The following is a 23,286-nucleotide window of genomic DNA, read 5'->3' on the forward strand; positions in this document are numbered from 1 at the left end:
TCAACGACATCAGCAGCTACACCCCACAGATCCACAACCACCACAAGACCCTGACCAGCGTAAACACCACCAACCAGGAGAAAACCAACGGCATCACTCAACGTCCCAATTCCTTCATAGACGTCGGCCTGCGCCATGACGAAGAGGTCCCCGACCAGCAAGATTTCGACTTTGCCGGGACCCTGCCTTGAAAGTAGGGAAGGAGGCCTTCACGGATTTACTGGCTCAGTCCTTCTTGGACTCGCCTTCGGGCTTGTCGCCCTCGGCCTTGTCCTTCTCCGGCTCCTCCGGCTCGGGAGGCAGCAGCGCGTCCAGCGCCGCCCCGGCGATCCTCCGGAACTTGCGGTTGCGCCGCTCCCGCTCCAGGACGGCGACCTCGAGCTTCACCGGGTCCGAGTCACCGTTCGTGGGCGCCGGGGTGTTGGCGCGCAACGCCTTCACCGCGACCCCGAGCGCGTCGGCCAGCTCCATGTCCGGCTCGAAGCTGTCCTTGAGCTTCGTGGTGAGTGTGTCGGCCTGACCACCCATCACGACGAACTTCGGCTCGTCGTAGATCGAACCGTCGTAGGTCAACCGGTACAGCTGGTCTTCGGCCGCGGTCGCGCCGACCTCGGCGACACAGACCTCCACCTCGAACGGCTTCAGCTGCTCGGTGAAGATGCTGCCCAGCGTCGCGGCGTACGCGTTCGCCAGCGCACGCGCGCTGACGTCCCGACGGTCGTACTGGTAGCCCTTCAGGTCCGCGTGCCGGATACCGGCGACCCGCAGGTTCTCGAACTCGCTGTAGCGGCCCACGGCCGCGAAACCGATCCGGTCGTAGATCTCCGACACCTTGTGCAACGTCGCCGAGGGGTTCTCGGCCACGAACAGCACGCCACCGCGGTACTTGAGCACGACCACGCTCCGGCCGCGCGCGATGCCCTTGCGCGCGATCTCGGAACGCTCCCGCATCAGCTGCTCGGGAGAGGCGTACAACGGCATCGTCACTGTGGTGCTCCGCTCTTTCTGGCTCTCATCGGAAAGGGAACAGGGAGGAAGGCCTCGAAACCTACCTAGCGTCCGCGCTCGGCCCGCGCGGCCACGACGGCCTCGGCCACCGCTGTCGTCTGCTCCACCGGCACGGCGACGGCACCCTGTTCCGCGGTGACCGTGACGACCGTCGGGAAGATCCGGCGCACCAGATCCGGCCCACCGGTCGCGCTGTCGTCGTCCGCCGCGTCGTACAGCGCCTCGACCGCCACGCGGATCGCGCCTTCGGCGTCCGCGTCCGGGTCGTACAGCTTCTTCAGCGCGCCCTTCGCGAACAGCGAACCCGAACCGATGGCGTGATACCCGGCGCGCTCCTCGTAACGCCCGCCCGTGGGGTCGTACGACACGATCCTGCCCGCGTGCTTGGCGTCCTCCGCCTCGAGGTCGTAGCCGACGAACAACGGCAGCACGGCCAGGCCCGCCATCGCCATCTCCAGGTTGGACTTCACCAGCCCGGCGAGCTTGTTCGTCTTACCGTCGAGCGAGAGCGACACACCTTCGATCTTCTCGTAGTGCGCCAGTTCGACCGCGTACAGCCGCACCATCTCGATCGCCAGCCCGGCCGAACCCGCGATCCCCACCGCCGAATACTCGTCGGTGACGTGCACCTTCTCCATGTCGCGCGAAGCGATCAGGTTGCCCGACGTCGCCCGCCGGTCACCGGCGATCAGCACCCCGCCCGCGAACTTGACCGCGACGATCGTCGTACCGTGCGGCGCGTCGAGACCGGCCGCCCCGGCCGCGACCCGCCGCTCGGGGAGCAGCTCGGGCGCCTGCGCCCGAAGGAAATCCGAGAACGACGAGGTCGCAGACGAGAAGTACGCGGCGGGCAGCGCCGACTTACCCGAGGTGTGTTCCATACGTGCTCAAAGTTCCAATCTGTGTGATCCGCCGGCTCCGCACCGGCGGCCGCGCGGGCCGCCGGAAGACGAGCTACTCGCCGCCCTTTTGCACGTACGCGCGGACGAAGTCCTCGGCGTTCTCCTCGAGCACGTCGTCGATCTCGTCGAGGATCGTGTCGACGTCCTCACCGAGCTTCTCGCGTCGCTCCTGGCCCGCCGGACCGCCGTCCTCGAACTCTTCGTCCGAGTCGCCGCCGCCGTGCTTTTCGATCTTTTCCTGAGCCATCTCGCCTCCCGGTCTGGCCGATGTTTCCTAGCCTACCCAGCGGCCCCGACATTCCGTGGGACCTGTGATCGCTTAACACTGAGGAAAGGAAAACCCGCTAGTCCGAACCGGTGAGTGCCTCCACCAGCTCCTCGGCGGTCGCGGAGTCGTCCAGCAACTTCCCCACGTGGGCCTTCGTGCCCCGCAGCGGCTCCAACGTCGGGATCCGCACCAGCGACTCCCTGCCGACGTCGAAGATGACCGAATCCCACGACGCCGCGGCGATGGAGTTGGCGTACTTCTCCAGCGTGCGGCCCCGGAAATAGGCCCTGGTGTCCGAAGGCGGCGTCGTGATCGCCTCCAGCACCTCCTCCTCGGTCACCAGGCGCTTCATCGAACCCCTGGTGACGAGCCTGTTGTACAGGCCCTTGTCCAGCCGGACATCCGAGTACTGCAGGTCGACCAGCCGCAATCGCGGCGCGCCCCAGCCCAGCTGGTCCCGCGCGCGGTAGCCCTCGAGCAACCGCAGCTTGGCGGGCCAGTCCAGCCTGTCCGCGCATTCCTGGGGGTCCCGCGCCAGCGCGTCCAGGATCTCGCCCCAGACCCGCAGGACCTCCTTGGATGCCTCGTCCGCGCCGGTGCGCTCCAGATTCGCCGACGCGATCTCGTGATAGGCGAACTGCAGGTCCAGTCCGGTGTACTTCCGCCCGTTGGCCAGCGACACCTTCGCCTTCAGCGTCGGGTCGTGGCTGATCTGGTGCACCGCCCGCACCGGCTCGTCCAGTTTGAGGTCGTCGAACCGGATGCCCGACTCGATCAGGTCCAGCACCAGTGCCGTCGTCCCGACCTTGAGATAGGTCGAGTACTCGGCCAGGTTCGCGTCCCCGATGATGACGTGCAGCCTGCGGTACTTGTCCGCGTCGGCGTGCGGCTCGTCGCGGGTGTTGATGATCCCGCGTTTGAGCGTGGTCTCCAGGCCGACCTCGACCTCGATGTAGTCGGAGCGCTGCGAGAGCTGGAAACCGGCTTCCTCGCTCTGCTGACCGATACCGACCCGGCCCGAACCGGTCATCACCTGACGGGACGCGAAGAACGGCGTCAGCCCGGCGATTACCGCGGTGAACGGCGTCGACCGCTGCATCAGGTAGTTCTCGTGCGTGCCGTAGCTCGCGCCCTTGCCGTCGACGTTGTTCTTGTACAGCTGCAACTGTGGCTGCCCGGGGACGGTGGCGGCCTTGCGCGCCGCCTCCTCCATGACCCGTTCGCCCGCCTTGTCCCAGATGACCGCGTCGCGCGCGTTCGTCACCTCGGGTGCCGAGTACTCCGGGTGAGCGTGATCGACGTACAGCCGCGCGCCGTTGGTCAGGATCACGTTGGCCGCGCCCAGGTCCTCGACGTCCGGGTCGTGACCGGGGCCGCTCGGCCCGGTCAGGTCGAACCCGCGGGCGTCACGCAAGGGCGATTCGACCTCGTAGTCCCATCGCGCCCGCCTGGCTCGCGGGATGTCGGCCGCGGCCGCGTAGGCCAGCACGACCTGTGTCGAGGTGAGTACCGGGTTCGCCGTCGCGTCGCCCGGCACCGCGATGCCGTACTCGACTTCGGTTCCCATGATCCGCCGCATACCCACCACCCTACGGGGTCGGAGCCGTGCGACGATGCCCCCCATGTCAGGCAGTGACGAACTCGTTGCGCTCTATGACCTCGGCGGAACCGCCGTGGGGGCGGCCGTCCGCTCCCGGGTGCGTGCCGAGAACCTGTGGCACGCCGCCGGCGTGGTCTTGGTCCGTTCGAGTGACGGAAACTCCGTCTACGTGCACTTGCGCACGCCCACGAAGGACGTCTATCCCTCCACTTGGGACTGCTGGGCGGGAGGCATCGTCGCGGCGGGCGAGACCCCGGAGGACTGCGCACGCCGTGAACTGGCTGAAGAACTCGGTGTTCACGGAGTGGAACTACAGCCGCTTTTCGTCCACATCACCGACGACGGCACGATCCGCTGCCACAACTTCGCTTTCGAGGCGCGCTGGGACGGCCCCTTCGTGCATCAGCCGTCCGAAGTCGTCGAAGGACGATGGCTGACGCTGGACGAGTTGCGTTCGTGGCTCGAGGATCCGGAGAGCCGGTTCGTGCCGGACGGACGGCTCGGTGCGCTGGAGTGGTTCCGGCGGGAAGCCGCCCGCTAGGCCGAACGGAGGCGCTGCGCGACGATCGGCAGCAACCGCCGCGCCGCGTCGGTCGCCCGCGCCTCGGTCCCGGCGGTCACGCTGAGCGCGGAAACGAGCTTCCCCTTGGCGAGCAGCACCGTGCACGTCGTGCCCTCACACCAGGCGCGCTGTGCTTCGACGCCCGGCTGCCTCGTCAAGGTGAGTTTCTTGCCCTCGCAGTCCGCCCGGGTGACGACCTCCGAAGCGTCGCGGTCGGTGTACTCGGTGACCTGATGCTCCAGCGTCGAGCCGCTCGGATACGACCACGCCGTCGAGCGGCTCGTGCCGCGGGTGAGGCCGGTCAGACAGCCGGACACCTTGCTCTCGCTCGGGACGACCTCTTCCTCGGCGACGTCCTCGTCGGTCAGCAGCGCGGCGGAAACCGCCGCGGGCACCGGGGCCGAGGTCGACGGCGGCACCGGCGCGGCCTGCGGCTTGACCGAAGGCTGCGTGGGTTCGACCGTCGGCGTCGGCGCCGGGTCGTCGTAATAGGTGTCGAGATCGTTGGGACGGTCGGCGCATCCCGACAAACCGAACAGCGCGACCGTCGCCACCGCGAGCACCTGCCGATGACGCACCCTCAAGCCTCCCCGGTGTCCCGCCAGTGATTTGCCGCGAGACTAGACCAGTCCGTCAGTGCCAGCCGAGGCAGGACCTGCGCCGCCAGTAGGCGGTGGGTTCTTCGGCGAGTCCGCCCAGCTCCGCGAGCTCGTCCGCGGTCAGCTTCGCCTTGACGGCAAGGAGATTCTCCGCGAGCTGGGCCGTGCTCGACGGGCCGATGACCGCCACCGGCCGCCACTCCTGCGCCAGCACCGCCGCGATCGCCACCGCGTCCGGACCGGTCTCGTGCTCCCGCGCGATCCGGGCGAGCACCGAAGGCGGCTCGACCACGAGACGTCCGTTGGCGACGGTTTCCTTGACCAGGACCCGTTTTCCGGCCGCGTGTGCTTCCGCCAGCGCGGGGCCGACCGAGGGTTCGAGCAGGTTCCACGTGGACTGCACGGCGCTGAAGACCGGCGTGCCGGACACCTCCACTTCGAACGCGCGGCGGACGGCGTCGGCCTGTGCCGGGCCGGACGTGGAGAATCCCACCGGGACACCGTCGGCGGCTAATTCGGCCAGCGCGCCGATCAACCGCTCGTCGGTGAACAGCGGACTGTCCACGGTGAGCGAGTGGACTTGGTAGAGCGACACCGCTTTCCCGAGCAGGCCAACGGTTTCCGCCCACTGTCCGACGAACCGGGCCGCGGTGTGCTCCTTGACCTCGTGCACTTCCGCGTCGAGTTTCCACTCCCCCACGTAGCGGTAGCCCCATTTACTCGACACGGTGACGTCCGCGTGGGCGCGATCGGCGAGCCAGCCGGCGAGGAACTCCTCCGAGGAACCATACGAACGGGCGACATCGATCCAGCGGACGCCGGCATGGTACGCCTCGTCAAGCACGTCGTAGGTCGCCGCTCGCATCGCTTCGAACTCGCGTCCGGGCGGCAGCGCGTCCGTCCGGCCGAGATTGATGTACGCGGGCCTGCCGAGCGCGGCCAGTCCGACGGCGATCCGTTCGCCGACGGGGATTTCCGAGTCTGTCACCGGGTTCCTTCGTTCTTGTGGCGGAGGATCGCGAGCCACTGGCTCGAGTTCTGCGCCTGCCGATGGAGCTTTTCGAGACGGGCGGCCGGGGCTCGAACGTAACCCTTGCCGAAGACCGGCGCGATCTGGCGGAGGCTGGCGCCCTCTTCCCTGGCGGCGAGCAGCGCCCAGTCGGACGCGTCGGCGCAGGCCGCGGAGGCGCGCCGCAACTCCCCCAGCAGTTCGATGAGTTCGGGGGCGCTCACCTCGCCCGCCCCCACGGCGGCCGCCGTCGTTTCCAGCCACGCCAGGACATCGGCTTCGGTGATCGGCGCGCGCGGGCGCCCGGAGGTTTCGCTCACAGCCGACGAGTATAGGTCGTTATACGCACCTCGAAGAGGACCGCCACGCGGAGCGATCGGACACATCGTCCGAAAACCGCTGGAGTACACAGTGGATTCCCGATTCACTGAGCCGGGGATCAGGACTCAGGAGAAGGACAATTGGGACGTTTCGGTATCGCGATCCGGTTCGCGGCACTCGCGATCGTGTGGGGTGCGAGTTTTCTGTTCATCAAGGTCGGTCTCACCGGCCTGTCGCCCGCCCAAGTGGCGCTCTCCCGCGTCTGTCTCGGCGCGGTGGCGCTGATCGTCATCGCCGCCTGGCGGCGAAAGCCACTTCCCCGTGATCCGGTGCTCTGGGGTCACCTCGCGGTCGTCTCCGTGCTGCTGTGCGTCATCCCGTTCCTGTTGTTCTCCTGGGCCGAGCAGTACATCTCTTCCGGGCTGGCCAGCATCTTCAACGCGACCACCCCGCTGATCACCATGCTCATCGCCGCGGCGGCCCTGCCGTCCGAGCGGTTCACGAAGGCCCGCACGACCGGCCTGATCCTCGGTTTTCTCGGTGTGCTCACGATCGTCGGCGTCTGGCAAGGGATCGACGTCTCCCATGAGCTGACGGCACAGCTGGCCTGCCTCGGCGCGACGACCTGCTACGGGATCTCGTTCGTCTACGTCCGGCGGTTCATCTCCTGGCGGAACCTCGACGCGCCGACCATCGCGCTCGGACAGGTCAGCTGCGGTGCCGTGGTGATGCTGGCGTTGGCGCCGTTCATCGCGACGTCGCCGGTGCGCCTCGACACGCCGATCGTTCTCAGCATGATCGCGCTCGGCGCGCTGGGCACGGGGCTCGCCTACGCCTGGAACGCCTCGATCATCGCGGCGTGGGGCGCGTCGAACGCGTCGGCGGTGACCTACCTCACACCTGTTGTCGGCGTACTGCTCGGTGTCCTGGTCCTCGACGAACCCTTGGCGTGGAACCAGCCCGTCGGCGCGTTGCTCGTCGTGTTCGGGATCTTGGCCGCACACGGGCGGCTGAGCCTGCGCAAAAAAGCCCAGGAACCCGTACCCGCGTAAGAACACACCGAAGGGCCCTTCACCGCATGGCGTGCGGTGAAGGGCCCTTCGGTTTCGTATTACAGGTACTGACCGGTGTTCGTGGCGGTGTCGATCGCCCGCCCGGAATCCTGGTTCTTGCCGGTGACGAGCGTGCGGATGTAGACGATCCGCTCGCCCTTCTTACCGGAGATCCGGGCCCAGTCATCGGGGTTGGTCGTATTCGGCAGGTCCTCGTTCTCCGCGAACTCGTCCACGATCGCGTCCAGCAGATGCTGCACGCGCAAGCCGGGCTGCTGGGTTTCCAGCACCGACTTGATGGCCGACTTCTTCGCCCGGTCCACGATGTTCTGGATCATCGCGCCCGAGTTGAAGTCACGGAAGTACAGGACCTCCTTGTCACCGTTGGCGTAGGTGACCTCGAGGAACCGGTTCTCGTCCGTCTCCTCGTACATCCGCTCGACCGTGTGCTGGATCATCGCGTCGAACGTCGCCCGGCGGTCGCCGCCGAATTCGGCGAGGTCGTCCGCGTGGATCGGCAGACCGTCGGACAGGTACTTGGAGAAGATGTCCTTCGCGCCTTCGGCGTCCGGACGCTCGATCTTGATCTTGACGTCGAGCCGGCCCGGCCGCAGGATCGCCGGGTCGATCATGTCCTCACGGTTGGAGGCGCCGATGACGATGACGTTCTCCAGGCCCTCGACACCGTCGATCTCCGAGAGCAGCTGCGGGACGATCGTGGTCTCCACATCGGAGGACACGCCCGAACCGCGGGTGCGGAAGATCGAGTCCATCTCGTCGAAGAACACGATCACCGGGGTGCCTTCGGAGGCCTTTTCCCGAGCCCGCTGGAAGATCAGGCGGATATGCCGCTCGGTCTCCCCGACGAACTTGTTCAACAGCTCCGGACCCTTGATGTTCAGGAAGTAGGACTTCCCGTCCGCCTTGTCGCCGCGGGCTTCCGCGACCTTCTTGGCGAGCGAGTTGGCCACCGCCTTGGCGATGAGGGTCTTACCGCAGCCAGGAGGCCCGTAGAGCAGCACGCCCTTCGGCGGGCGCAGCTGGTACTCCTGGTAGAGATCCGCGTGCAGGAACGGAAGCTCGACGGCGTCGCGGATCTGCTCGATCTGCCGGGTGAGGCCACCGATGTCCTCGTAACGGACGTCGGGCACCTCCTCCAGCACGAGATCCTCGACCTCCGCCTTCGGCACGCGCTCGTAGGCGTAACCGGCCTTCGAGTCCACCAGCAGGGAATCGCCCGGCTTGAGGTGCTGTTCGGCCAGCGGATCGGAGAGCAGGACGACCCGCTCCTCGTCCGCGTGCCCGACCACGAGCGCACGGGGGCTGCCGCCCTCGACGTCCGGGGCCAGCACCTCGCGCAGCGCGCAGACCTCGCCGATCTTCTCGAAGTCGCCGCCTTCGACGACGGTGAGTGCCTCGTTGAGCCGCAACGCCTGTCCGCGCTGCAGTGTTGAGACCTCGACCGCGGGTGAGACCGAAACCCGCATCTTGCGGCCCGCGGTGAAGACGTCCACCGTGTTGTCCTCGTACGCGGTCACGAACACGCCGTAACCGCTCGGAGGCTGGGCCAGCCTGTCGACCTCCTCTCGCAACGCCAGTAACTGGCCACGCGCCTCTCGGAGCGTCTCGACCAGCTTCGTGTTGCGTTCGGTGAGTTGGCTCACGCGTTCCGACGCTTCGGCGAGTCGCTGCTCCAGCACTCGGTTCTGACGTGGCGAATCGGTGAGCTTCCGGCGCAGCAAGGCCACTTCCTCCTCGAGGAAGCGAATCTGGCGTGCCTGCTCGTCGGACGTTGTTCCAGCTCCGGTCGTTTCTGAAGGGTCGGCCTCCTCGCGCCGACCTCCGGGAAGGTCATGATGCATTGGGCACCTCCTCGGAGTGCTTTTCATTCCACGGTACCGGCGATCACCGACAATAAAAGGCCTTTCCGCATCACAAGATCGGCGCGTCGCGTTCTGGGCGACCCGACTGCACGTACGTTCCCGCCGCGCAAGGGGCCATCCCGGTGCCGGGTCCGACACTCCCATGGTCACAATCCGTCCACCTGCCCTGACCTGCGCCGGAATACCCGGCTCCGTACGGGTGCAAACGGGTTTCCGGTATCAGTTCGGCCCTAATCGAGCGGCGATCCGGGTCGATGGCTAGCATCGGGCCGACGTTCGCCGGGTCGGCGGACCGGCCTGTCGTGTTGAGCATTTTCGCAGAACAGCTAGGGGGCAACAGCCATGACTTACCCGCCGCAGCAGCCCGGCGGCTACGGGCAAGACCCGTACGGCCAACAGGGCGGGTACCCGCAGAGCGGCCCCCAGCCGCAGCAGGGCTACCCCGGGGGCGGCCAGTACGGCCAGCAGCCCGGTCAGTACGGGCAGGACCAGTACGGCCAGCAGGGCGGATACCCGCAGAGCGGGCCCCAGCCCCAGCAGGGATATCCCGGCGCCACGCAGCAGTTCGGCCAGCCGGATCCGTACGGTCAGCAACAAGGCGGTTACAACGCCTACCCGCAGGAAGGCGGCTACGGTGAGCCGCCGAAGAAAAAGAAGACCGGGCTGATCGTCGGCATCGCGATCGGCGCGGTCGTCCTGGTCGGCGGCGGGGTAACCGCGCTGGTCATCGCACTGAACTCGGGTGACGACGACAAGACCGCCGCACCGCCGGCCAGCTCCAGCAGCGCGGCGCCCACCTCGTCTCCGTCCAAGACCGCCAGCTCGCCGACCCGGACCAAGTCCAGCTCGCCGAGCACGACGTCGTCCCCCAAGGGCACCGGCCCGGCCCCGCTGGGCAAGGGGACACCGGAAGAGGTCGCGGACGCGGTGTTCAACGCCTACAACTCGGGCGATGGCAAGACCGTCGCCCAGTCGGCCTGCCGCAGCGTGAACACGAAGGACGACATCTCCATCGCGAAGGATCTCAAGATCTCGAAGGCCGGAGACCTGGCGACCACCGGGGACTCGGCGAAGCTCCCGATCACGGCCACCACGAACGGCAAGACCGAAACGGGGACTCTCAACTTCAAGAAGGAATCCGACCTCTGGTGCTTCCTCGGCGCGAAGCGCTGACCCGAAGCCGGTGTCCAGCAGGCTGATCGCCGTCCTCGCCGGATGCGGCGCGGTCGTGGTGGGTGTCGTGGTGGGGCTGCTGCTGGTGGCCCCGTCCGGCTCCGACCCGGCCGCGTCGAGCACGGCGCGGACTCCGCCGTGGCCGAGCTCGTCCCGTCCGGTCCCGGTGGATCCGGACGTGGCCGCGGTCGACGTCGTCGGCAAGGCGATCGCCGCGGCCATCGCGAACCACGACGCGACGGCGTTCGGCAAACTCACCTGCGTCCAGCAGTCGTCGGCCGAGCTGGCCGAGCTGAAACGGAAGTGGGAAGCCGCGGGCGCAGTGAGCGCCACCGTCCCGGATCCACCGTCGGTCGGCGGCGACTCGGCCACCGTCACCGTCCATGTCGAAGGCGCGGGCGGCCAGAAGGACACTCCGTTCCCGCTCAAAAAACGGGACGGCAAATGGTGCGTGCCGTGATCTCCCGCGTCAGCCCTTGCCGGAGCGGCGGTGGACCCGCGGCGAGACGGTTCCGTCGGCCAGACGGCGCGCCGTCAGCAGGAACGCGGTGTGCGCGACCATCCGATGATCCGGCCGCACCGCGAGGCTCACGACGTGCCACGGCCGCATGAGCGTCTCCCACGACTCCGGCTCGGTCCAGCACTGCTGGTCCCGCAAGGCTTCCGTGATCCGCGACAGCTGTGTGACCGTCGCCACATAAACCGTCAGCACGCCGCCGGGCACCAGATGCGCGGCGACCGTCTCCAGCTGGTCCCAGGGCGCGAGCATGTCGAGCACCACCCGGTCGACCTCGCCGGTGTGCGTCGAAAGATCCGCGACCGTCAGCGACCAGTTGTCCGGTTTGCTCCCGAAGAACTTCTCCACGTTCCGTTCGGCGTGCTCGGCGTGGTCGTCCCGGATCTCGTAGGACTGCACGGTGCCCTCCGAACCGACCGCCCGCAGCAGCGAACAGGTCAGCGCGCCGGAACCGGCACCGGCCTCGAGCACCCGCGCGCCCGGGTAGATGTCGCCCCACATCACGATCTGCGCGGCGTCCTTCGGATAGATCACCTGCGCGCCGCGCGGCATCGACAGCACGTAGTCCGGCAGCAGCGGACGCAGCGCCAGATAGTGGCTGCCGCCGGCCGAAGTGACGACCGAACCCTCCTGCGCCCCGATCACGTCGTCGTGCGCCAGCGCGCCACGATGGGTGTGATACTGCTGTCCCTCGGCGAGGACCATGGTGTAGTGCCGCCCCTTGGAGTCGGTCAGCTGAACCCGGTCACCAACACGAAACGGCCCACGGACCGACACTGAACCTCCATAGCCGCAAACACTTGATCGACGATCGATCCTCGCAGGTGGCCGGATCGCGCTACGCCGGGGGTCGGCTCCGGGTCATCGCGGCGCGCAGGTCCTCGCGGCGGAGCACCCCGGCGGGCCTGCCTTCGTCGTCCACGACGAGGAACTGCCACGCGGCGGTTTCCCGGACCCGCTCGGCGATCTCCTCCCCCGACTCCGAGGAGAGCAGCACGGTATCGGCGCGGATCGGCTCCGCGGCCATCTCCGCGGGCGCGTGCGGTGAGGTCTCGGCCAATTGCGCGGCGGCCGTCTCGTCGAGCAACCCCGCCGCGACGCCGTCGGCACGCACCAGGACCACACCGCGGCCCGCCGATGCGGCCAGCGCGTCCGAGACGGGGCTTTCCGCGGGAAGCTGGAGAACGGGCCGGATGAGTTCGCTCAGCCGTACGCCTTCGGGCCAGCCTCGACGCGCTTCGGCGGCGAGTTCGCTTCGCGCGCCGAGGATCACGAACCACGCTGTCACGACGCAGACGCCGAGCCGGAGCCAGCGGTCCTCGCTGCCGGCCGCCAGTCCCCACAACGCCCAGATGACCAGTCCGGCCGCGACGAGACCGCCACCGACGACGGCGGCGCGGGTGCCCTTGTCGCGACGCCCGGTGGCGGCCCAGACCCCGGCGCGAACCAGCCGTCCACCGTCGAGCGGCAATCCGGGAAGGAGGTTGAAGATCCCGACGGCGAAGTTCGCGACGGCGCATTCGGCGATGAGCAGCCATGCGGCGCTTTCCGGCGGGACGGCGAACATGAGCAGCCCGCAAAAACCGCCGAGCAGCAACGAAACCACCGGTCCCGCGGCGGCGACGAGCCCTTCGTGCCGGGGCTGGCGAGGCGTCCTGGCGACCTCGGAGAGACCACCGAGGAGGAACAGCCGCAGGCGCCGGACCGGGATGCCGAGACGCAGCGCCACCAGGCAGTGCCCGAGTTCGTGTGCCAGCACCGACAGTCCGAGCAGGACCGCGAACGCGGCCGCCAGCAGCCACGAGGTCAGCGTCGTCGCGCCGGGCAGGAGCCGTCCGACCAACGGCGTGTAGAGGACGACGATGATCAGGGAGCCGATCCACCACGAGGGTGCCAGCAGCACGGGGATCCCGGAGACGCGGAACAGCAGTAATCCACCGTCCGGCGCCACACCTCGTCGAGGCGGGCCCTGCTCACCCGTCACCGCCATGTGCAGAGCGTAGATGCCCAGGTGTGGGGTGCCGGTAACCCGCCCTTCCCGTCCGGGTGGTGTCGGTCATGCCCGCTCCGGTGCGTCGCGGCCACGGAACTGTCGGTGCCCGGCGCTACCCTCCCCTCATGCCCGACACCGACACGGTCACCGCCGATCCGCCGCCCGGCGCCGAAGTCCCGCGCCGTCGGCCGGCCCTGTCCCCGTCGCGTGCCAGCGACTTCAAGCAGTGCCCGCTGCTCTACCGCTTCCGCGCGGTGGACAGACTGCCCGAGATCCCGACGAAGGCCCAGCTGCGCGGCACACTGGTGCATTCCGTGCTGGAGCGCCTGTTCTCCCTTCCGCAGGCGGACCGCACTCCCCCACAGGCCAAGGAGTTGCTCGCGCCGGCGTGGCAGGAGCTGTCCGCGGAACGTCCGGAGTGGATCGAGCTGTTCGATCAAGACGATCCCGAGGCCGTCACCTCGTGGCTGGCTTCGGCCGAGCAGCTCGTTGATACCTACTTCGGGCTCGAAGACCCGCGGCGGCTGGAGCCGGAGGCGTGTGAGCTGCACGTCGAGATCGAACTCGGTTCCGGGGTGCTGCTGCGCGGATACGTCGACAGGCTGGACGTCGCGCCGACCGGCGAGATCCGCGTCGTCGACTACAAGACCGGCGCCGCGCCCCGCGAGATCGGCGAGGCCAAGGCGATGTTCCAGATGAAGTTCTACGCCGTGGTCCTGTGGCGGCTGCGCGGTGTCGTGCCGCGCCAGCTGAAACTGATGTACCTCACCGACGGGCAGTCACTGGCCTACACCCCCGACGAGGCCGAGCTGATCCGGTTCGAGCGCACGCTCGAAGCGATCTGGCAGGCGATCCTCAAAGCGGGCAAGACCGGCGATTTCCGGCCCAATCCGAGCAAACTCTGCGCGTGGTGCGATCACCAGGCGGTCTGCCCGCAGTACGGCGGCACTCCCCCGCCCTACCCCGGCTGGCCGGAACCGGATCCCGGCGAAGAGTCCGTATTGGACCGTGCGGATTAGGGTGTCCGGCGTGACAGAAGCCTTCTACGTCCCCTCAGGTGACGGAAAGTTCGTCCCGACCGAGCACACCGCGGGTCCGTGGGCCCCCGACGCGCAGCACTTCGGGCCGCCCTCGGCGTTGCTGGTCCGCGCGCTGGAGGAGATCGAGGCACCGCACGCGAGTCAGCTCGCGCGGGTGACGATCGAGATCCTCGGCCCGGCTCCGTTGAAGGAGCTTTCGGTGCGGGCGTCGGTGAAGCGGCCGGGCCGGTCGGTGGAGTGGCTGGAGGCCGAACTCGTCCACGGTGACCGGGCCGTCGCGCGGGCCTCCGCGTGGCGCATCGCGACCTCGGACACCACGCCGGTGGCCACCCCCGAAGGCCCGGCCCTGCCGTCGCCGGACGATCTCCCGGCGTCGAACTGGCCCGAAGGCTGGCACGGCGGTTATCTGGACGCCGTCGAGTGGCGGCGTGTCCGCGGCGCACTCGACGATCCCGGTCCCGCGACGGTCTGGGGACGTCAGCGTGTCGCCCTCGTGGACGGGGAGAAGCCGAGCGCGCTGCAGCGGCTGTTCGTACTGGCGGACTCCGGCAACGGGATTTCGAATTTCCTCGACCCCCGCGAATGGTGGTTCATCAACTCGGAGCTGACCGTGCACCTCCGTCGTCCACCACTGGGTGACTGGATCGGCGTCGACGCGGCCACCCTGGTCGGCCCGAACGGCATCGGCACGGCGACGACCACGCTGCACGACACGTCCGGACCACTCGCCTCCGGAGCACAGGCGTTGCTGGTGCGGCCGCGACAGGCGGGCTGATAGACGCGCTTTCTCGGCGTGTTTCCAATAGCCTTCCCGGAACAACAGACGCAGGGAGCGCTTCGGCATGCAGATCACCTCGGTGGTCAACCAGAAAGGCGGGGTCGGCAAGACCTCACTCAGCGTGGGCGCGTCGGCCGCACTGGCCGAACGCGGTCGCCGGGTGCTGCTGATCGACCTCGACCCACAAGGGCACGCGACCACCGAACTCCTCGGCTTGGACGAGGTGGCCCCGGACGCGCCCAGCCTGGCGAAAGCCCTGACCAAGGTGTGGAAGGGCCCGATCGAGGAACTGGCCGTGCGGCATCCGCGCAGCAACATCGGGCGCGGTGGCGCGTTCGACGTCATCCCGACGTCGCCGGGCATGTTCGACCTGATCAGGCGGCTCGACCAGTTCCGCGTGCCGGGCTGGCAGCTGGCCAGGGTGATCCAGTTCGCGAACTACGACCACATCATCATCGACTGCCCGCCCGCCCTCGACGTCCTGACCAACAACGCGCTCGCCGCGTCACACGGCATCCTGGTACCGGTGCAGCCGGACCGCACGAGCATTCGCGCGCTGCGCCTGCTCTCGGACCAGGTGCGTTACGTCGAACAGACCGTCGGCCGTCCGCCGATCGCCTACTACGGCCTCGTTCCCGGGCTGTACCGCCGTCCGATCTCGCATTACGCGGCGGCGGCGCTCCAGGAGCTGTACACGTTCGGGATCCCGATGCTTTCCCACGTCCCGCTGGGCGTGGTGATGAACGAGGCCGCGGCGCACGGTGTGCCCGTGACGACCTACGCGCCGGAAACGCTGCAGGCGCTGTCGTTCCGGGAGATCGCGGAAACGCTGGACGGGTATCTCCGGAACCACCCGGCGGCGGCGATCGTGCCCGCGGACGAAGAGTTCGTCTTCGAAGACTTCATCACCGAGGTCTCGGTGGCCCGCAGCGCCAACGACAACGGCGCGCGGAAGAAGCTCTACGACCTGATGCCCAAGAAGCCGAACAGGCCTCGGTAGCCAACGCCATGAAAGGTCCTTTCCTCGCAAATTTCGCAAGGAAAGGACCTTTCATGGCGTCTGTGACCAGGGTCAGAGGCGGCAGGCCCGGATGTCCGAAGCCAGGACGGCCTTCGCGCCGGTCTCGGCCAGTTCGTCCATGATCCGGTTGACCTCCTTGCGCGGGACCATCGCCCGCACGGCCACCCAGTCGTCGTGCGCGAGCGGCGCGACGGTCGGCGACTCGAGGCCCGGCGTGATCGCGATGGCCGCGTCCAGCAGCGAACGCGGGCAGTCGTAGTCCAGCATCATGTAGTGCTGGGCGAACACGACGCCCTGCAACCGCGCCTTCAGCTGGTCCTTGGGCCGGGTGTGGTCGGTGCCCGCGCGCTGCAGCAGCACCGCCTCCGACACGCAGATCGGGTCACCGAACGCCACGAGGTTGTGCTGGCGCAGCGAACGACCGGACTCGACGACGTCGGCGATGGCGTCGGCGACGCCGAGCTGGATCGAGATCTCGACGGCGCCGTCGAGGCGGATGACCTCCGCCTCCACCCCGTGCTGCTTCAGGTTCTCCCGGACCAGCCGCGGGTACGACGTCGCGAGGCGTTTGCCCTGCAGGTCTTCGGCTTTCCAGTCCTTGCCCGCGGGCGCGGCGTACCGGAAGGTGGAGCCGCCGAAGCCGAGGCCGAGGATCTCCTCGACCGGGGCGCCGGAGTCGAGCGCGAGGTCGCGGCCGGTGATGCCGAGGTCCAGTTCACCGGATCCGACGTAGATCGCGATGTCCTTGGGGCGCAAGAAGAAGAACTCCACCTCGTTGACCGTGTCCAGCACGGTCAGGTCGCGGGCCTCATGTCGCTTGCGGTAGCCGGCCTCTCCGAGCATCTCCGACGCGGCGGCGGCGAGGGCTCCCTTGTTCGGCACGGCGACACGCAGCATTGCTTCTCCTTGGTTCTCCGGGACGCGAACGCGTCACAGGTACCGGTACACGTCCTCTGTCGACAGCCCACGGCCGAGCATGAGCACCTGCACCCGGTACAGCAGCTGTGAAATCTCCTCCGCGAGCCTGTCGTCGGATTCGTGCTCGGCGGCGATCCACACCTCGCCCGCTTCTTCGAGCACCTTCTTGCCCTGGGCATGCACTCCAGCGTCCAGCGCGGCGACCGTGCCGGAACCGTCGGGGCGCGTGACCGCGCGGTCGGCAAGCTCGGCGAACAGCTCATCGAAGGTCTTCACGGGTCGAGATCCTTCCATCCGCATCGCGACCGCGCTGCCCCGGGCCGGTGTGGTGACACCGGCGTCACACCTCAGAACAGTGTCGAACCACCCCGCTCGAAGTCCAGCAGCTGCCGCTTCCGTTCGATACCACCGCCATAGCCGGTGAGATCGCCGTTCGAGCCGATCACCCGATGGCATGGCACGATGATCCCGAGCGGGTTCTTCCCGTTCGCGAGACCGACCGCCCGCGATGCCGTCGGCCGCCCGAGCCGGTCGGCGAGTTCGCCGTAGGTGACCGTCTCGCCATATGGGATCCCGAGCAGGCCTAGCCAGACCATCCGCTGGAATTCGGTGCCGCCGAAGCTCAGCGGAAGGTCGAAGTCCCTCCGTTGGCCGGCGAAGTACTCCTTCAGCTGTTTCTCGGTCTCCACGAAGATCGGCAAGCTCGGATCAGGATGACCGAAGGTCTCCTCGGCCGGACGGTGCCGCTGCTGGACCATGTACAGGCCGCAGAGACCTTCCCCGTCCGCGACCAGGGTCAATGGGCTGTAAGGACTGTCGATGACGGTATGCGTGCGCATGACGCTCCTCGCGAACTCAGGCGGCGGGCAGCCGGTTGATCGGGTGATCCCCGGTCGCCCAGAGGTGTTGGACGGCGTAGGCGCGCCAAGGCCGCCAGCGCTCCCCGTGCGCGACGAGCGCGGCCGGGGTCAGGCCGTACTCCTTCGCCGCGACCTTGACGCCGAGGTCGGTCGGCAAGAAGGCGTCCGGGTCGCCGAGGGAGCGCATCGCGATGCTCTCGACGGTCCACGGACCGAAGCCGGGCAACGCGTGCAGGCGTTCCCGGGCGCGCTGCCAGTCGCTACCCGTCCCGAGGTCGAGGTCGCCGTCGGTCAGTTCGGCGACGAGGCCGAGCAGCGTCCGCTTGCGGCTCTGAGGCATGGCGAGGCTTTCCGGGTCGATCTCCGCGAGCGCGGTGGCGTCCGGGAAGACGTGGGTGAGGCCGCCGTCCGCGTCGTCGATCGGTTCGCCGTGCGCGAGGACCAGCCGGGCGGCGTGCGTCCGCGCGGCGGCGGTCGACACCTGCTGCCCCAGCACGGCGCGGACGGCGAACTCGTCACCGTCGACGGTCCGGGGCACCCGCCTTCCCGGCGCGGCGGCCACGAGCGGCGCGAGCAGCGGGTCCGCGCCCAAGAGGTCGTCGACGGCGACCGGATCGGCGTCGAGGTCGAGCAGGCGGCGGCAGCGGCTGATCGCGGTCGAAAGGTCGCGCAGATCCGACAGCGTGAGGCGGCAGCCGATGTGGCCGTCTTCGGGTTTGAGCGCGACGACGCCCGCACCATGCGGGAGCCGCAGCGTCCGGCGATAGGCGCCGTCACGCCACTCCTCGACGCCGGGGACGCCGGTCGCGACGAGATGCCCGAAGAGATTGTCCGGGAACAACGGCTTCCGATACGGCAGGCGCAGGCTCAGCGTCCCGGCCGCGGCCCCCGGCGTGGTGCGCACGCGCGCCCGCAACTCCGTCGGGGACAGCGCGAAGACCTCGCGGACGGTGTCGTTGAACGTCCGGACACTGCCGAAACCGGCGGCGAGCGCGACGTCGATCATCGGCAGGCTCGTCGTCTCGATCAGCAGCCGCGCCGTCTGCGCGCGCTGCGCCCTGGCGAGGCTGAGCGGGCCCGCGCCGAGTTCGGCGCGCACGTGCCGCTCGACCTGCCGGACGCTGTAGCCCAGGCGGGCGGCCAAACCACTCACGCCGTCGGTGTCGACGACGCCGTCCGCGATCAGCCGCATCGCCCTGGCCACCAGATCCGCGCGTTCGTTCCATTGAGGCGAGCCGGGGCTGGCGTCCGGGCGGCACCGTTTGCAGGCGCGGAAACCGGCTTCCTGCGCGGCCGCCGCACTCGGGTAGAACGTCATGTTCTCCGGTTTGGGCGGAACGACCGGACAGCTCGCCCGGCAGTAGATCCGCGTCGTCAGGACGGCGGTGAAGAACCAGCCATCGAAACGGCCGTCCTTCGCCTGAACCGCACGGACGCAACGCTCGAAGTCCTCATGCACCCAGCCAGCATCACCGACCGCGAGGCCGGGGTCTAGCGAAAATGCGACATGGAGGTCAGGGCAGGAGGGCGGTCAATCCGGGCACGTCGAGGCCGACGAGCGAGGAACGGAACACACGCCGCTCCCCCGGCTCGACGTCGACGTCGTTCGGGATCACCACCACCGTGCAGCCCGCCGCGGCCGCGGAAGCCGCGCCCGGCGGGGAATCCTCGATGGCGACGCACCGGGAAGCCTGGACTCCCAGCAGCTCCGTCGCCAGCTGGTACGGCCTGGCGTGCGGCTTGTTCAGACCATCGACCTCGTCACCGCAGACGGTGGCCGCGAAGTACTCGCGTCCGATGGTGTTGAGGGCGAGTTCGGTCAGCGATCGTTCGGTGGAGGTGACCAGCGCCATCGGCACCCCGTGCGCGCGCAGCAGCTCAAGGAGTTCCTGCGCGCCGGGCCGCCACGGCAGGGGCCCGTCGAAGAGGTTGGCCGTGCGCTCGCGGATCCACTGCCCCATCTCCACGATCGACTCGGGGGTGACGGGTTTGGCGCACACTTCGAGCAGGAACGCGGCCGTGTCGTCCATATTGGACCCGACGAGGCTCAGCCGTTGCTCCTCGGTCAAGGTGCCGCCGAGGGATTCGACAGCCTCGTAGAGCGCGACGTCCCACAGCTTCTCCGAGTCGACCAGCGTGCCGTCCATATCCCACAGCACGGCGGCGAGTCCGTCCGGTGTGGACGGTTCGGTCACGGCTCCCCCTTCACGATCAGGTGTTGAAGTACTTCGCCTCCGGGTGGTGGCAGACGATCGCGTCGGTCGACTGTTCGGGATGCAGCTGGAACTCTTCCGACAGCTTCACGCCGATCCGCTCCGGGCGGAGCAGTTCGACGATCTTCGCCCGGTCCTCCAGGTTCGGGCAGGCGCCGTATCCCAGGGAGAACCGAGCCCCACGGTAGCCGAGTTTGAAGAACTCCTCGACGTCGTCCGGATCCTCCTCGGCCACCGCCGCTCCGCTCGCGAAGCGCAGCTCCTCGCGCACCCGGCGGTGCCAGTACTCGGCCAAGGCCTCCGTGAGCTGCACGCCGAGGCCGTGGACCTCCAGGTAGTCCCGATAGGAGTTCCCGGCGAACAGCTCGTTGGCGTAGTCGGCGATGGGTTGCCCCATGGTGGCGAGCGTGAACGGAATCACGTCCACCTCGCCGTCGGCCAACGCTTGGTCGCGTGGCCGGTAGAAGTCGGCGAGGCACAGCCGCCTGTCCCGGTGCTGCCTCGGGAAGGTGAACCGCGCCCGTTCCGGGGCGTCCGGCCGCGGCTCGGTCAGCACCACGACGTCCTCGCCGTCGGCGACGCACGGGAAGTACCCGTAGACCACGGCGGCGTGCGCGAGTACGCCGTCCGCGGTGAGCCGGTCCAGCCAGTACCGCAGCCTCGGCCGTCCCTCGGATTCGACCAGTTCCTCGTACGTCGGCCCTTGGCCACCGCGCGCGCCTTTGAGCCCCCACTGGCCCATGAAGGTCGCGCGTTCGTCGAGCATGGCGGAGTAGTCGGCCAGCGGGATCCCCTTCACCACCCGGGTGTCCCAGAACGGCGGCGAGGGAAGCGGGACGTCCGTGGCGACGTCGGAGCGGGCCGGAAGGTCCACTTCGGACTCTTCGGCGGCCTTCTTCGCCTTCCGCGCTTCGGCGATCCGCAGGGACCGCTCCCGGCGTTCCTTGCGCTCCTGCCGTTTCCGCTCGGCTTCGGCGTCCACGATAGGTGATTCGCCGCGTTTGGCCGCCATGATCGTGTCCATCAGGCGGAGCCCCTCGAACGCGTCGCGGGCATAGCGGACGTCGCCGAGATAGAGCTCCGCGAGGTCGTTCTCCACATAGGACCGGGTGAGCGCCGCCCCGCCCAGCAACACCGGCCACCGCGCCGAGACACCACGGGAGTTCATCTCCTCGAGGTTCTCCTTCATGATCACGGTCGACTTCACCAGCAGACCGGACATGCCGATGGCGTCGGCCGCTTTCTCCTCGGCGGCCTCCAGGATCGTCGTGATCGGCTGTTTGATGCCGAGGTTGACGACCTCGTAGCCGTTGTTGGACAGGATGATGTCGACGAGGTTCTTGCCGATGTCGTGGACGTCGCCGCGCACGGTGGCGAGCACGATGCGGCCCTTGCCGGAGTCCTCCTCCTTGTCCATATGCGGTTCGAGCAGCGCGACGGCGGCCTTCATCACCTCGGCCGACTGGAGCACGAACGGCAGCTGCATCTGCCCGGAGCCGAACAGTTCGCCGACCGTCTTCATCCCGGCCAGCAGCGTGTCGTTGATGATCTCCAGCGCCGGACGCTGTTCGAGTGCCGCGTCGAGGTCGGCGTCGAGGCCGTTGCGCTCGCCGTCGACGATCCGCCGCTCCAGCCGCTCGAACAACGGCAGCGCGGCCAGTTCTTCGGCGCGGGACGCCTTCGACGACGCGGTGCTGACGCCCTCGAACAGCGCCATCAGCTCCTGCAACGGGTCGTAGCCCTCGCGGCGGCGGTCGTGGACGAGGTCGAGGGCGACCGCCCGCTGCTCGTCGGGGATCCGGGCCATCGGCAGGATCTTGGACGCGTGCACGATCGCGGTGTCGAGCCCCGCCTGCACGCATTCGTGCAGGAACACCGAGTTCAGCACCTGCCGGGCGGCCGGGTTGAGCCCGAACGAGATGTTCGACAGGCCCAGTGTGGTCTGGACCTCGGGATAGCGGCGCTTGATCTCGCGGATCGCCTCGATCGTCTCGATGCCGTCGCGGCGGGACTCTTCCTGTCCGGTGGCGATGGTGAAGGTCAGCGGGTCGATGATGATGTCGCTGTGCCGCAGGCCCCAGTTGCCGGAGATGTCCTCGATCAGCCGCGCGGCGATCGCCGTCTTGTGCTCGGCGGTCCGCGCCTGGCCCTCTTCGTCGATGGTCAGCGCGACGACGGCGGCACCGAACTCGCGCGCCATCTCCATCACCCGGGTGAACCGCGATTCGGGCCCGTCCCCGTCCTCGTAGTTCACCGAGTTGATCGCGCACCGGCCGCCGAGCCGTTCCAGCCCCGCGCGCAGCACCGGGACCTCGGTCGAGTCGAGCATGATCGGCAGCGTCGACGCCGTCGCCAGCCGTCCGGCGAGTTCGGCCATGTCCGCCGCGCCGTCCCGGCCCACGTAGTCGACGCACAGGTCCAGCATGTGCGCGCCGTCGCGGGTCTGGTCGCGCGCGATCTCGACGCAGTCGTCGAAGCGGCCTTCCAGCATCGCCTCGCGGAAGGCCTTGGAGCCGTTGGCGTTGGTCCGCTCGCCGATCATCAGGACACTGGAGTCCTGCTGGAACGGGACGGCCTGGTACAGCGACGACACGCCGGGCTCCGGCCGGGGACGCCTGGTGGCGGGCCGGACGTCCGCGACCGCTTCGGCCAGCTGCCGGATGTGTTCGTCAGTCGTCCCGCAGCAGCCGCCGACCAGCCCGACGCCGAACTCGCGGACGAAACCGGTCAGCGCTTCGGCCAGCCCTTCGGGCGACAGCGGATAGACCGCGCCGTTCTGGCCGAGTTCGGGCAGTCCGGCGTTCGGCATCACCGAGAGCGGGACGCGCGCGTGCTTCGACAGCTGCCGCAGGTGCTCGCTCATCTCGGCGGGCCCGGTGGCGCAGTTGAGGCCGATCAGGTCGATGTCCATCGGCTCCAGTGCCGCCAGCGCCGCGGTGACCTCGGTGCCGAGCAGCATCGTGCCGGTGGTCTCGACGGTGATCGAGGCGATCACCGGAACCCGCCTGCCCTCGGCCTTCATCGCCCGGTGCGCGGCGATGATCGAGGCCTTCGTCTGGAGGATGTCCTGCGTCGTCTCGACGATGATCGCGTCCACGCCACCGGCCAGCAGCCCGCGGACCTCCTCGACGTAGGCGTCGCGCAGCGTGGTGAACGGCGCGTGCCCCAGCGTCGGCAGTTTCGTGCCCGGCCCGACCGACCCGAGCACATAACGCGGGCGCTCCGGGGTCGCGTACTCGTCGGCGACCTCACGGGCGAGCCGCGCGCCCACCTCGGACAGCTCGAAGATCCTGTCCGGAATGCCGTATTCGGCCAGATTCGCGTAGTTCGCGCCGAAGGTGTTCGTTTCGACGAGGTCGGCGCCCGCCTCGAGATATCCGCGATGCACACTGCGGACGACGTCCGGACGGGTGACGTTGAGGATCTCGTTGCAGCCCTCCAAGCCGGCGAAATCATCCAGGCCGAGGTCGTGCGCCTGCAACGCGGTCCCCATCGCACCGTCGGCTACCAAGACTCGAGTACGCAGCGCGTCGAGCAGCGATGACGAAAGGCGATCGGACATGCCCAAC

The 23,286-nt window shown here is 68.6% G+C and carries 24 protein-coding genes; 8 read left to right on the plus strand and 16 right to left on the minus strand.

Features of this window, described 5'->3' with window-relative positions:
- Positions 1 to 191 (plus strand): hypothetical protein (locus tag ACZ7KI_RS38235; protein ID WP_470277894.1); only part of this gene is annotated, 191 nt, incomplete at its 5' end.
- A gap of 34 nt (positions 192 to 225) precedes the next feature.
- Here the strand turns inward: ACZ7KI_RS38235 and prcA are convergent.
- The 4 genes from prcA to dop all read right to left on the minus strand — a co-directional run bounded on the left by prcA (position 226) and on the right by dop (position 3,757).
- Positions 226 to 987 (minus strand): proteasome subunit alpha, encoded by a 762-nt coding sequence (gene prcA, locus ACZ7KI_RS38240; protein WP_470277895.1) that lies wholly within the window; start codon positions 985 to 987, stop codon positions 226 to 228.
- Between the two features lie 65 nt (positions 988 to 1,052).
- Entirely contained in the window at positions 1,053 to 1,889 is an 837-nt protein-coding gene (gene prcB / locus ACZ7KI_RS38245) for a proteasome subunit beta (RefSeq protein WP_465501853.1), read from the minus strand.
- Between the two features lie 73 nt (positions 1,890 to 1,962).
- Positions 1,963 to 2,157 (minus strand): ubiquitin-like protein Pup, encoded by a 195-nt coding sequence (locus ACZ7KI_RS38250; RefSeq protein ID WP_037319666.1) that lies wholly within the window; start codon positions 2,155 to 2,157, stop codon positions 1,963 to 1,965.
- A gap of 97 nt (positions 2,158 to 2,254) precedes the next feature.
- Positions 2,255 to 3,757 carry a depupylase/deamidase Dop gene (dop, locus tag ACZ7KI_RS38255; RefSeq protein WP_470277896.1) on the minus strand — a complete coding sequence of 501 codons (1,503 nt, stop codon included), beginning with the start codon at positions 3,755 to 3,757 and terminating at the stop codon, positions 2,255 to 2,257.
- 43 nt (positions 3,758 to 3,800) lie between these two features.
- Between dop and ACZ7KI_RS38260 the strand changes: the two genes are divergently transcribed.
- A complete protein-coding gene (locus ACZ7KI_RS38260) occupies positions 3,801 to 4,319 on the plus strand; it encodes an NUDIX domain-containing protein (protein WP_470277897.1) in 519 nt (172 codons plus the stop codon).
- Here ACZ7KI_RS38260 and ACZ7KI_RS38265 read toward each other — a convergent pair.
- The 3 genes from ACZ7KI_RS38265 to ACZ7KI_RS38275 are packed head-to-tail and all read right to left on the minus strand — an operon-like array spanning position 4,316 to position 6,268.
- Positions 4,316 to 4,918 (minus strand): hypothetical protein, encoded by a 603-nt coding sequence (locus ACZ7KI_RS38265; RefSeq protein ID WP_470277898.1) that lies wholly within the window; start codon positions 4,916 to 4,918, stop codon positions 4,316 to 4,318. The genes ACZ7KI_RS38260 and ACZ7KI_RS38265 overlap by 4 nt on opposite strands.
- A gap of 55 nt (positions 4,919 to 4,973) precedes the next feature.
- Positions 4,974 to 5,927 (minus strand): aldo/keto reductase, encoded by a 954-nt coding sequence (locus ACZ7KI_RS38270; protein WP_470277899.1) that lies wholly within the window; start codon positions 5,925 to 5,927, stop codon positions 4,974 to 4,976.
- Positions 5,924 to 6,268, minus strand: a complete 345-nt coding sequence (locus ACZ7KI_RS38275) for a hypothetical protein (protein ID WP_470277900.1) — start codon at positions 6,266 to 6,268, stop codon at positions 5,924 to 5,926. The genes ACZ7KI_RS38270 and ACZ7KI_RS38275 overlap by 4 nt, the downstream gene beginning before the upstream one ends.
- A gap of 141 nt (positions 6,269 to 6,409) precedes the next feature.
- On the opposite strand from ACZ7KI_RS38275, the gene ACZ7KI_RS38280 reads away from it, so the two are divergent.
- A complete protein-coding gene (locus tag ACZ7KI_RS38280) occupies positions 6,410 to 7,321 on the plus strand; it encodes a DMT family transporter (RefSeq protein WP_470277901.1) in 912 nt (303 codons plus the stop codon).
- A gap of 59 nt (positions 7,322 to 7,380) precedes the next feature.
- On the opposite strand, the gene arc is transcribed toward ACZ7KI_RS38280, so the two are convergent.
- Positions 7,381 to 9,183, minus strand: coding sequence for a proteasome ATPase (arc, locus tag ACZ7KI_RS38285; RefSeq protein ID WP_465501846.1), 1,803 nt, complete (start codon positions 9,181 to 9,183; stop codon positions 7,381 to 7,383).
- 363 nt (positions 9,184 to 9,546) lie between these two features.
- Between arc and ACZ7KI_RS38290 the strand changes: the two genes are divergently transcribed.
- Together ACZ7KI_RS38290 and ACZ7KI_RS38295 are read left to right on the plus strand one after the other, a co-directional pair.
- Positions 9,547 to 10,377 carry a nuclear transport factor 2 family protein gene (locus tag ACZ7KI_RS38290; protein WP_470277902.1) on the plus strand — a complete coding sequence of 277 codons (831 nt, stop codon included), beginning with the start codon at positions 9,547 to 9,549 and terminating at the stop codon, positions 10,375 to 10,377.
- Between the two features lie 10 nt (positions 10,378 to 10,387).
- Positions 10,388 to 10,837 carry a hypothetical protein gene (locus ACZ7KI_RS38295; protein ID WP_470277903.1) on the plus strand — a complete coding sequence of 150 codons (450 nt, stop codon included), beginning with the start codon at positions 10,388 to 10,390 and terminating at the stop codon, positions 10,835 to 10,837.
- A gap of 9 nt (positions 10,838 to 10,846) precedes the next feature.
- On the opposite strand, the gene ACZ7KI_RS38300 is transcribed toward ACZ7KI_RS38295, so the two are convergent.
- Both ACZ7KI_RS38300 and ACZ7KI_RS38305 read right to left on the minus strand, forming a co-directional pair.
- On the minus strand, positions 10,847 to 11,671 hold the full coding sequence (locus ACZ7KI_RS38300) for a tRNA (adenine-N1)-methyltransferase (RefSeq protein ID WP_470277904.1): 825 nt from the start codon (positions 11,669 to 11,671) through the stop codon (positions 10,847 to 10,849).
- Positions 11,672 to 11,732: 61 nt separating this feature from the next.
- Complete coding sequence (locus ACZ7KI_RS38305; protein WP_470277905.1) at positions 11,733 to 12,884, minus strand: site-2 protease family protein; 1,152 nt, start codon at positions 12,882 to 12,884, stop codon at positions 11,733 to 11,735.
- 128 nt (positions 12,885 to 13,012) lie between these two features.
- Here ACZ7KI_RS38305 and ACZ7KI_RS38310 point away from each other — a divergent pair, with 128 nt between their 5' ends.
- The 3 genes from ACZ7KI_RS38310 to ACZ7KI_RS38320 all read left to right on the plus strand — a co-directional run bounded on the left by ACZ7KI_RS38310 (position 13,013) and on the right by ACZ7KI_RS38320 (position 15,705).
- On the plus strand, positions 13,013 to 13,906 hold the full coding sequence (locus ACZ7KI_RS38310; protein WP_470226946.1) for a RecB family exonuclease: 894 nt from the start codon (positions 13,013 to 13,015) through the stop codon (positions 13,904 to 13,906).
- Between the two features lie 10 nt (positions 13,907 to 13,916).
- Positions 13,917 to 14,702 (plus strand): thioesterase family protein, encoded by a 786-nt coding sequence (locus tag ACZ7KI_RS38315; protein ID WP_470277906.1) that lies wholly within the window; start codon positions 13,917 to 13,919, stop codon positions 14,700 to 14,702.
- A gap of 67 nt (positions 14,703 to 14,769) precedes the next feature.
- Entirely contained in the window at positions 14,770 to 15,705 is a 936-nt protein-coding gene (locus ACZ7KI_RS38320; RefSeq protein ID WP_061986579.1) for a ParA family protein, read from the plus strand.
- Between the two features lie 72 nt (positions 15,706 to 15,777).
- Here the strand turns inward: ACZ7KI_RS38320 and hisG are convergent, their stop codons facing one another.
- From hisG to metH, 6 genes are all read right to left on the minus strand, one after another.
- Positions 15,778 to 16,623 carry an ATP phosphoribosyltransferase gene (hisG, locus tag ACZ7KI_RS38325; RefSeq protein WP_470277907.1) on the minus strand — a complete coding sequence of 282 codons (846 nt, stop codon included), beginning with the start codon at positions 16,621 to 16,623 and terminating at the stop codon, positions 15,778 to 15,780.
- 33 nt (positions 16,624 to 16,656) lie between these two features.
- Positions 16,657 to 16,920, minus strand: coding sequence for a phosphoribosyl-ATP diphosphatase (locus ACZ7KI_RS38330; RefSeq protein WP_076161940.1), 264 nt, complete (start codon positions 16,918 to 16,920; stop codon positions 16,657 to 16,659).
- 71 nt (positions 16,921 to 16,991) lie between these two features.
- Positions 16,992 to 17,483, minus strand: a complete 492-nt coding sequence (locus ACZ7KI_RS38335) for a methylated-DNA--[protein]-cysteine S-methyltransferase (protein WP_470277908.1) — start codon at positions 17,481 to 17,483, stop codon at positions 16,992 to 16,994.
- Positions 17,484 to 17,499: 16 nt separating this feature from the next.
- On the minus strand, positions 17,500 to 18,963 hold the full coding sequence (locus ACZ7KI_RS38340; RefSeq protein WP_470277909.1) for an AlkA N-terminal domain-containing protein: 1,464 nt from the start codon (positions 18,961 to 18,963) through the stop codon (positions 17,500 to 17,502).
- A gap of 55 nt (positions 18,964 to 19,018) precedes the next feature.
- Positions 19,019 to 19,699 carry an HAD family hydrolase gene (locus ACZ7KI_RS38345; RefSeq protein WP_470277910.1) on the minus strand — a complete coding sequence of 227 codons (681 nt, stop codon included), beginning with the start codon at positions 19,697 to 19,699 and terminating at the stop codon, positions 19,019 to 19,021.
- A 16-nt stretch (positions 19,700 to 19,715) separates the two neighbouring features.
- Positions 19,716 to 23,279, minus strand: a complete 3,564-nt coding sequence (gene metH, locus ACZ7KI_RS38350) for a methionine synthase (RefSeq protein ID WP_470277911.1) — start codon at positions 23,277 to 23,279, stop codon at positions 19,716 to 19,718.
- Between the last annotated feature and the right edge of the window lie 7 nt (positions 23,280 to 23,286).

Source organism: Amycolatopsis sp. NPDC039088, assembly GCF_055598845.1.

Bases quoted from the DNA above. Each gene is read 5' to 3' on its own strand.
- arc (WP_465501846.1), bottom strand. From the start codon at position 9,183: ATGCATCATGACCTTCCCGGAGGTCGGCGCGAGGAGGCCGACCCTTCA.
- ACZ7KI_RS38310 (WP_470226946.1), top strand. From the start codon at position 13,013: ATGCCCGACACCGACACGGTCACCGCCGATCCGCCGCCCGGCGCCGAA.
- ACZ7KI_RS38320 (WP_061986579.1), top strand. From the start codon at position 14,770: ATGCAGATCACCTCGGTGGTCAACCAGAAAGGCGGGGTCGGCAAGACC.
- ACZ7KI_RS38250 (WP_037319666.1), bottom strand. From the start codon at position 2,157: ATGGCTCAGGAAAAGATCGAAAAGCACGGCGGCGGCGACTCGGACGAA.
- ACZ7KI_RS38290 (WP_470277902.1), top strand. From the start codon at position 9,547: ATGACTTACCCGCCGCAGCAGCCCGGCGGCTACGGGCAAGACCCGTAC.
- hisG (WP_470277907.1), bottom strand. From the start codon at position 16,623: ATGCTGCGTGTCGCCGTGCCGAACAAGGGAGCCCTCGCCGCCGCCGCG.
- metH (WP_470277911.1), bottom strand. From the start codon at position 23,279: ATGTCCGATCGCCTTTCGTCATCGCTGCTCGACGCGCTGCGTACTCGA.
- ACZ7KI_RS38305 (WP_470277905.1), bottom strand. From the start codon at position 12,884: ATGGCGGTGACGGGTGAGCAGGGCCCGCCTCGACGAGGTGTGGCGCCG.
- dop (WP_470277896.1), bottom strand. From the start codon at position 3,757: ATGCGGCGGATCATGGGAACCGAAGTCGAGTACGGCATCGCGGTGCCG.
- ACZ7KI_RS38335 (WP_470277908.1), bottom strand. From the start codon at position 17,483: ATGCGCACGCATACCGTCATCGACAGTCCTTACAGCCCATTGACCCTG.
- ACZ7KI_RS38260 (WP_470277897.1), top strand. From the start codon at position 3,801: ATGTCAGGCAGTGACGAACTCGTTGCGCTCTATGACCTCGGCGGAACC.
- prcB (WP_465501853.1), bottom strand. From the start codon at position 1,889: ATGGAACACACCTCGGGTAAGTCGGCGCTGCCCGCCGCGTACTTCTCG.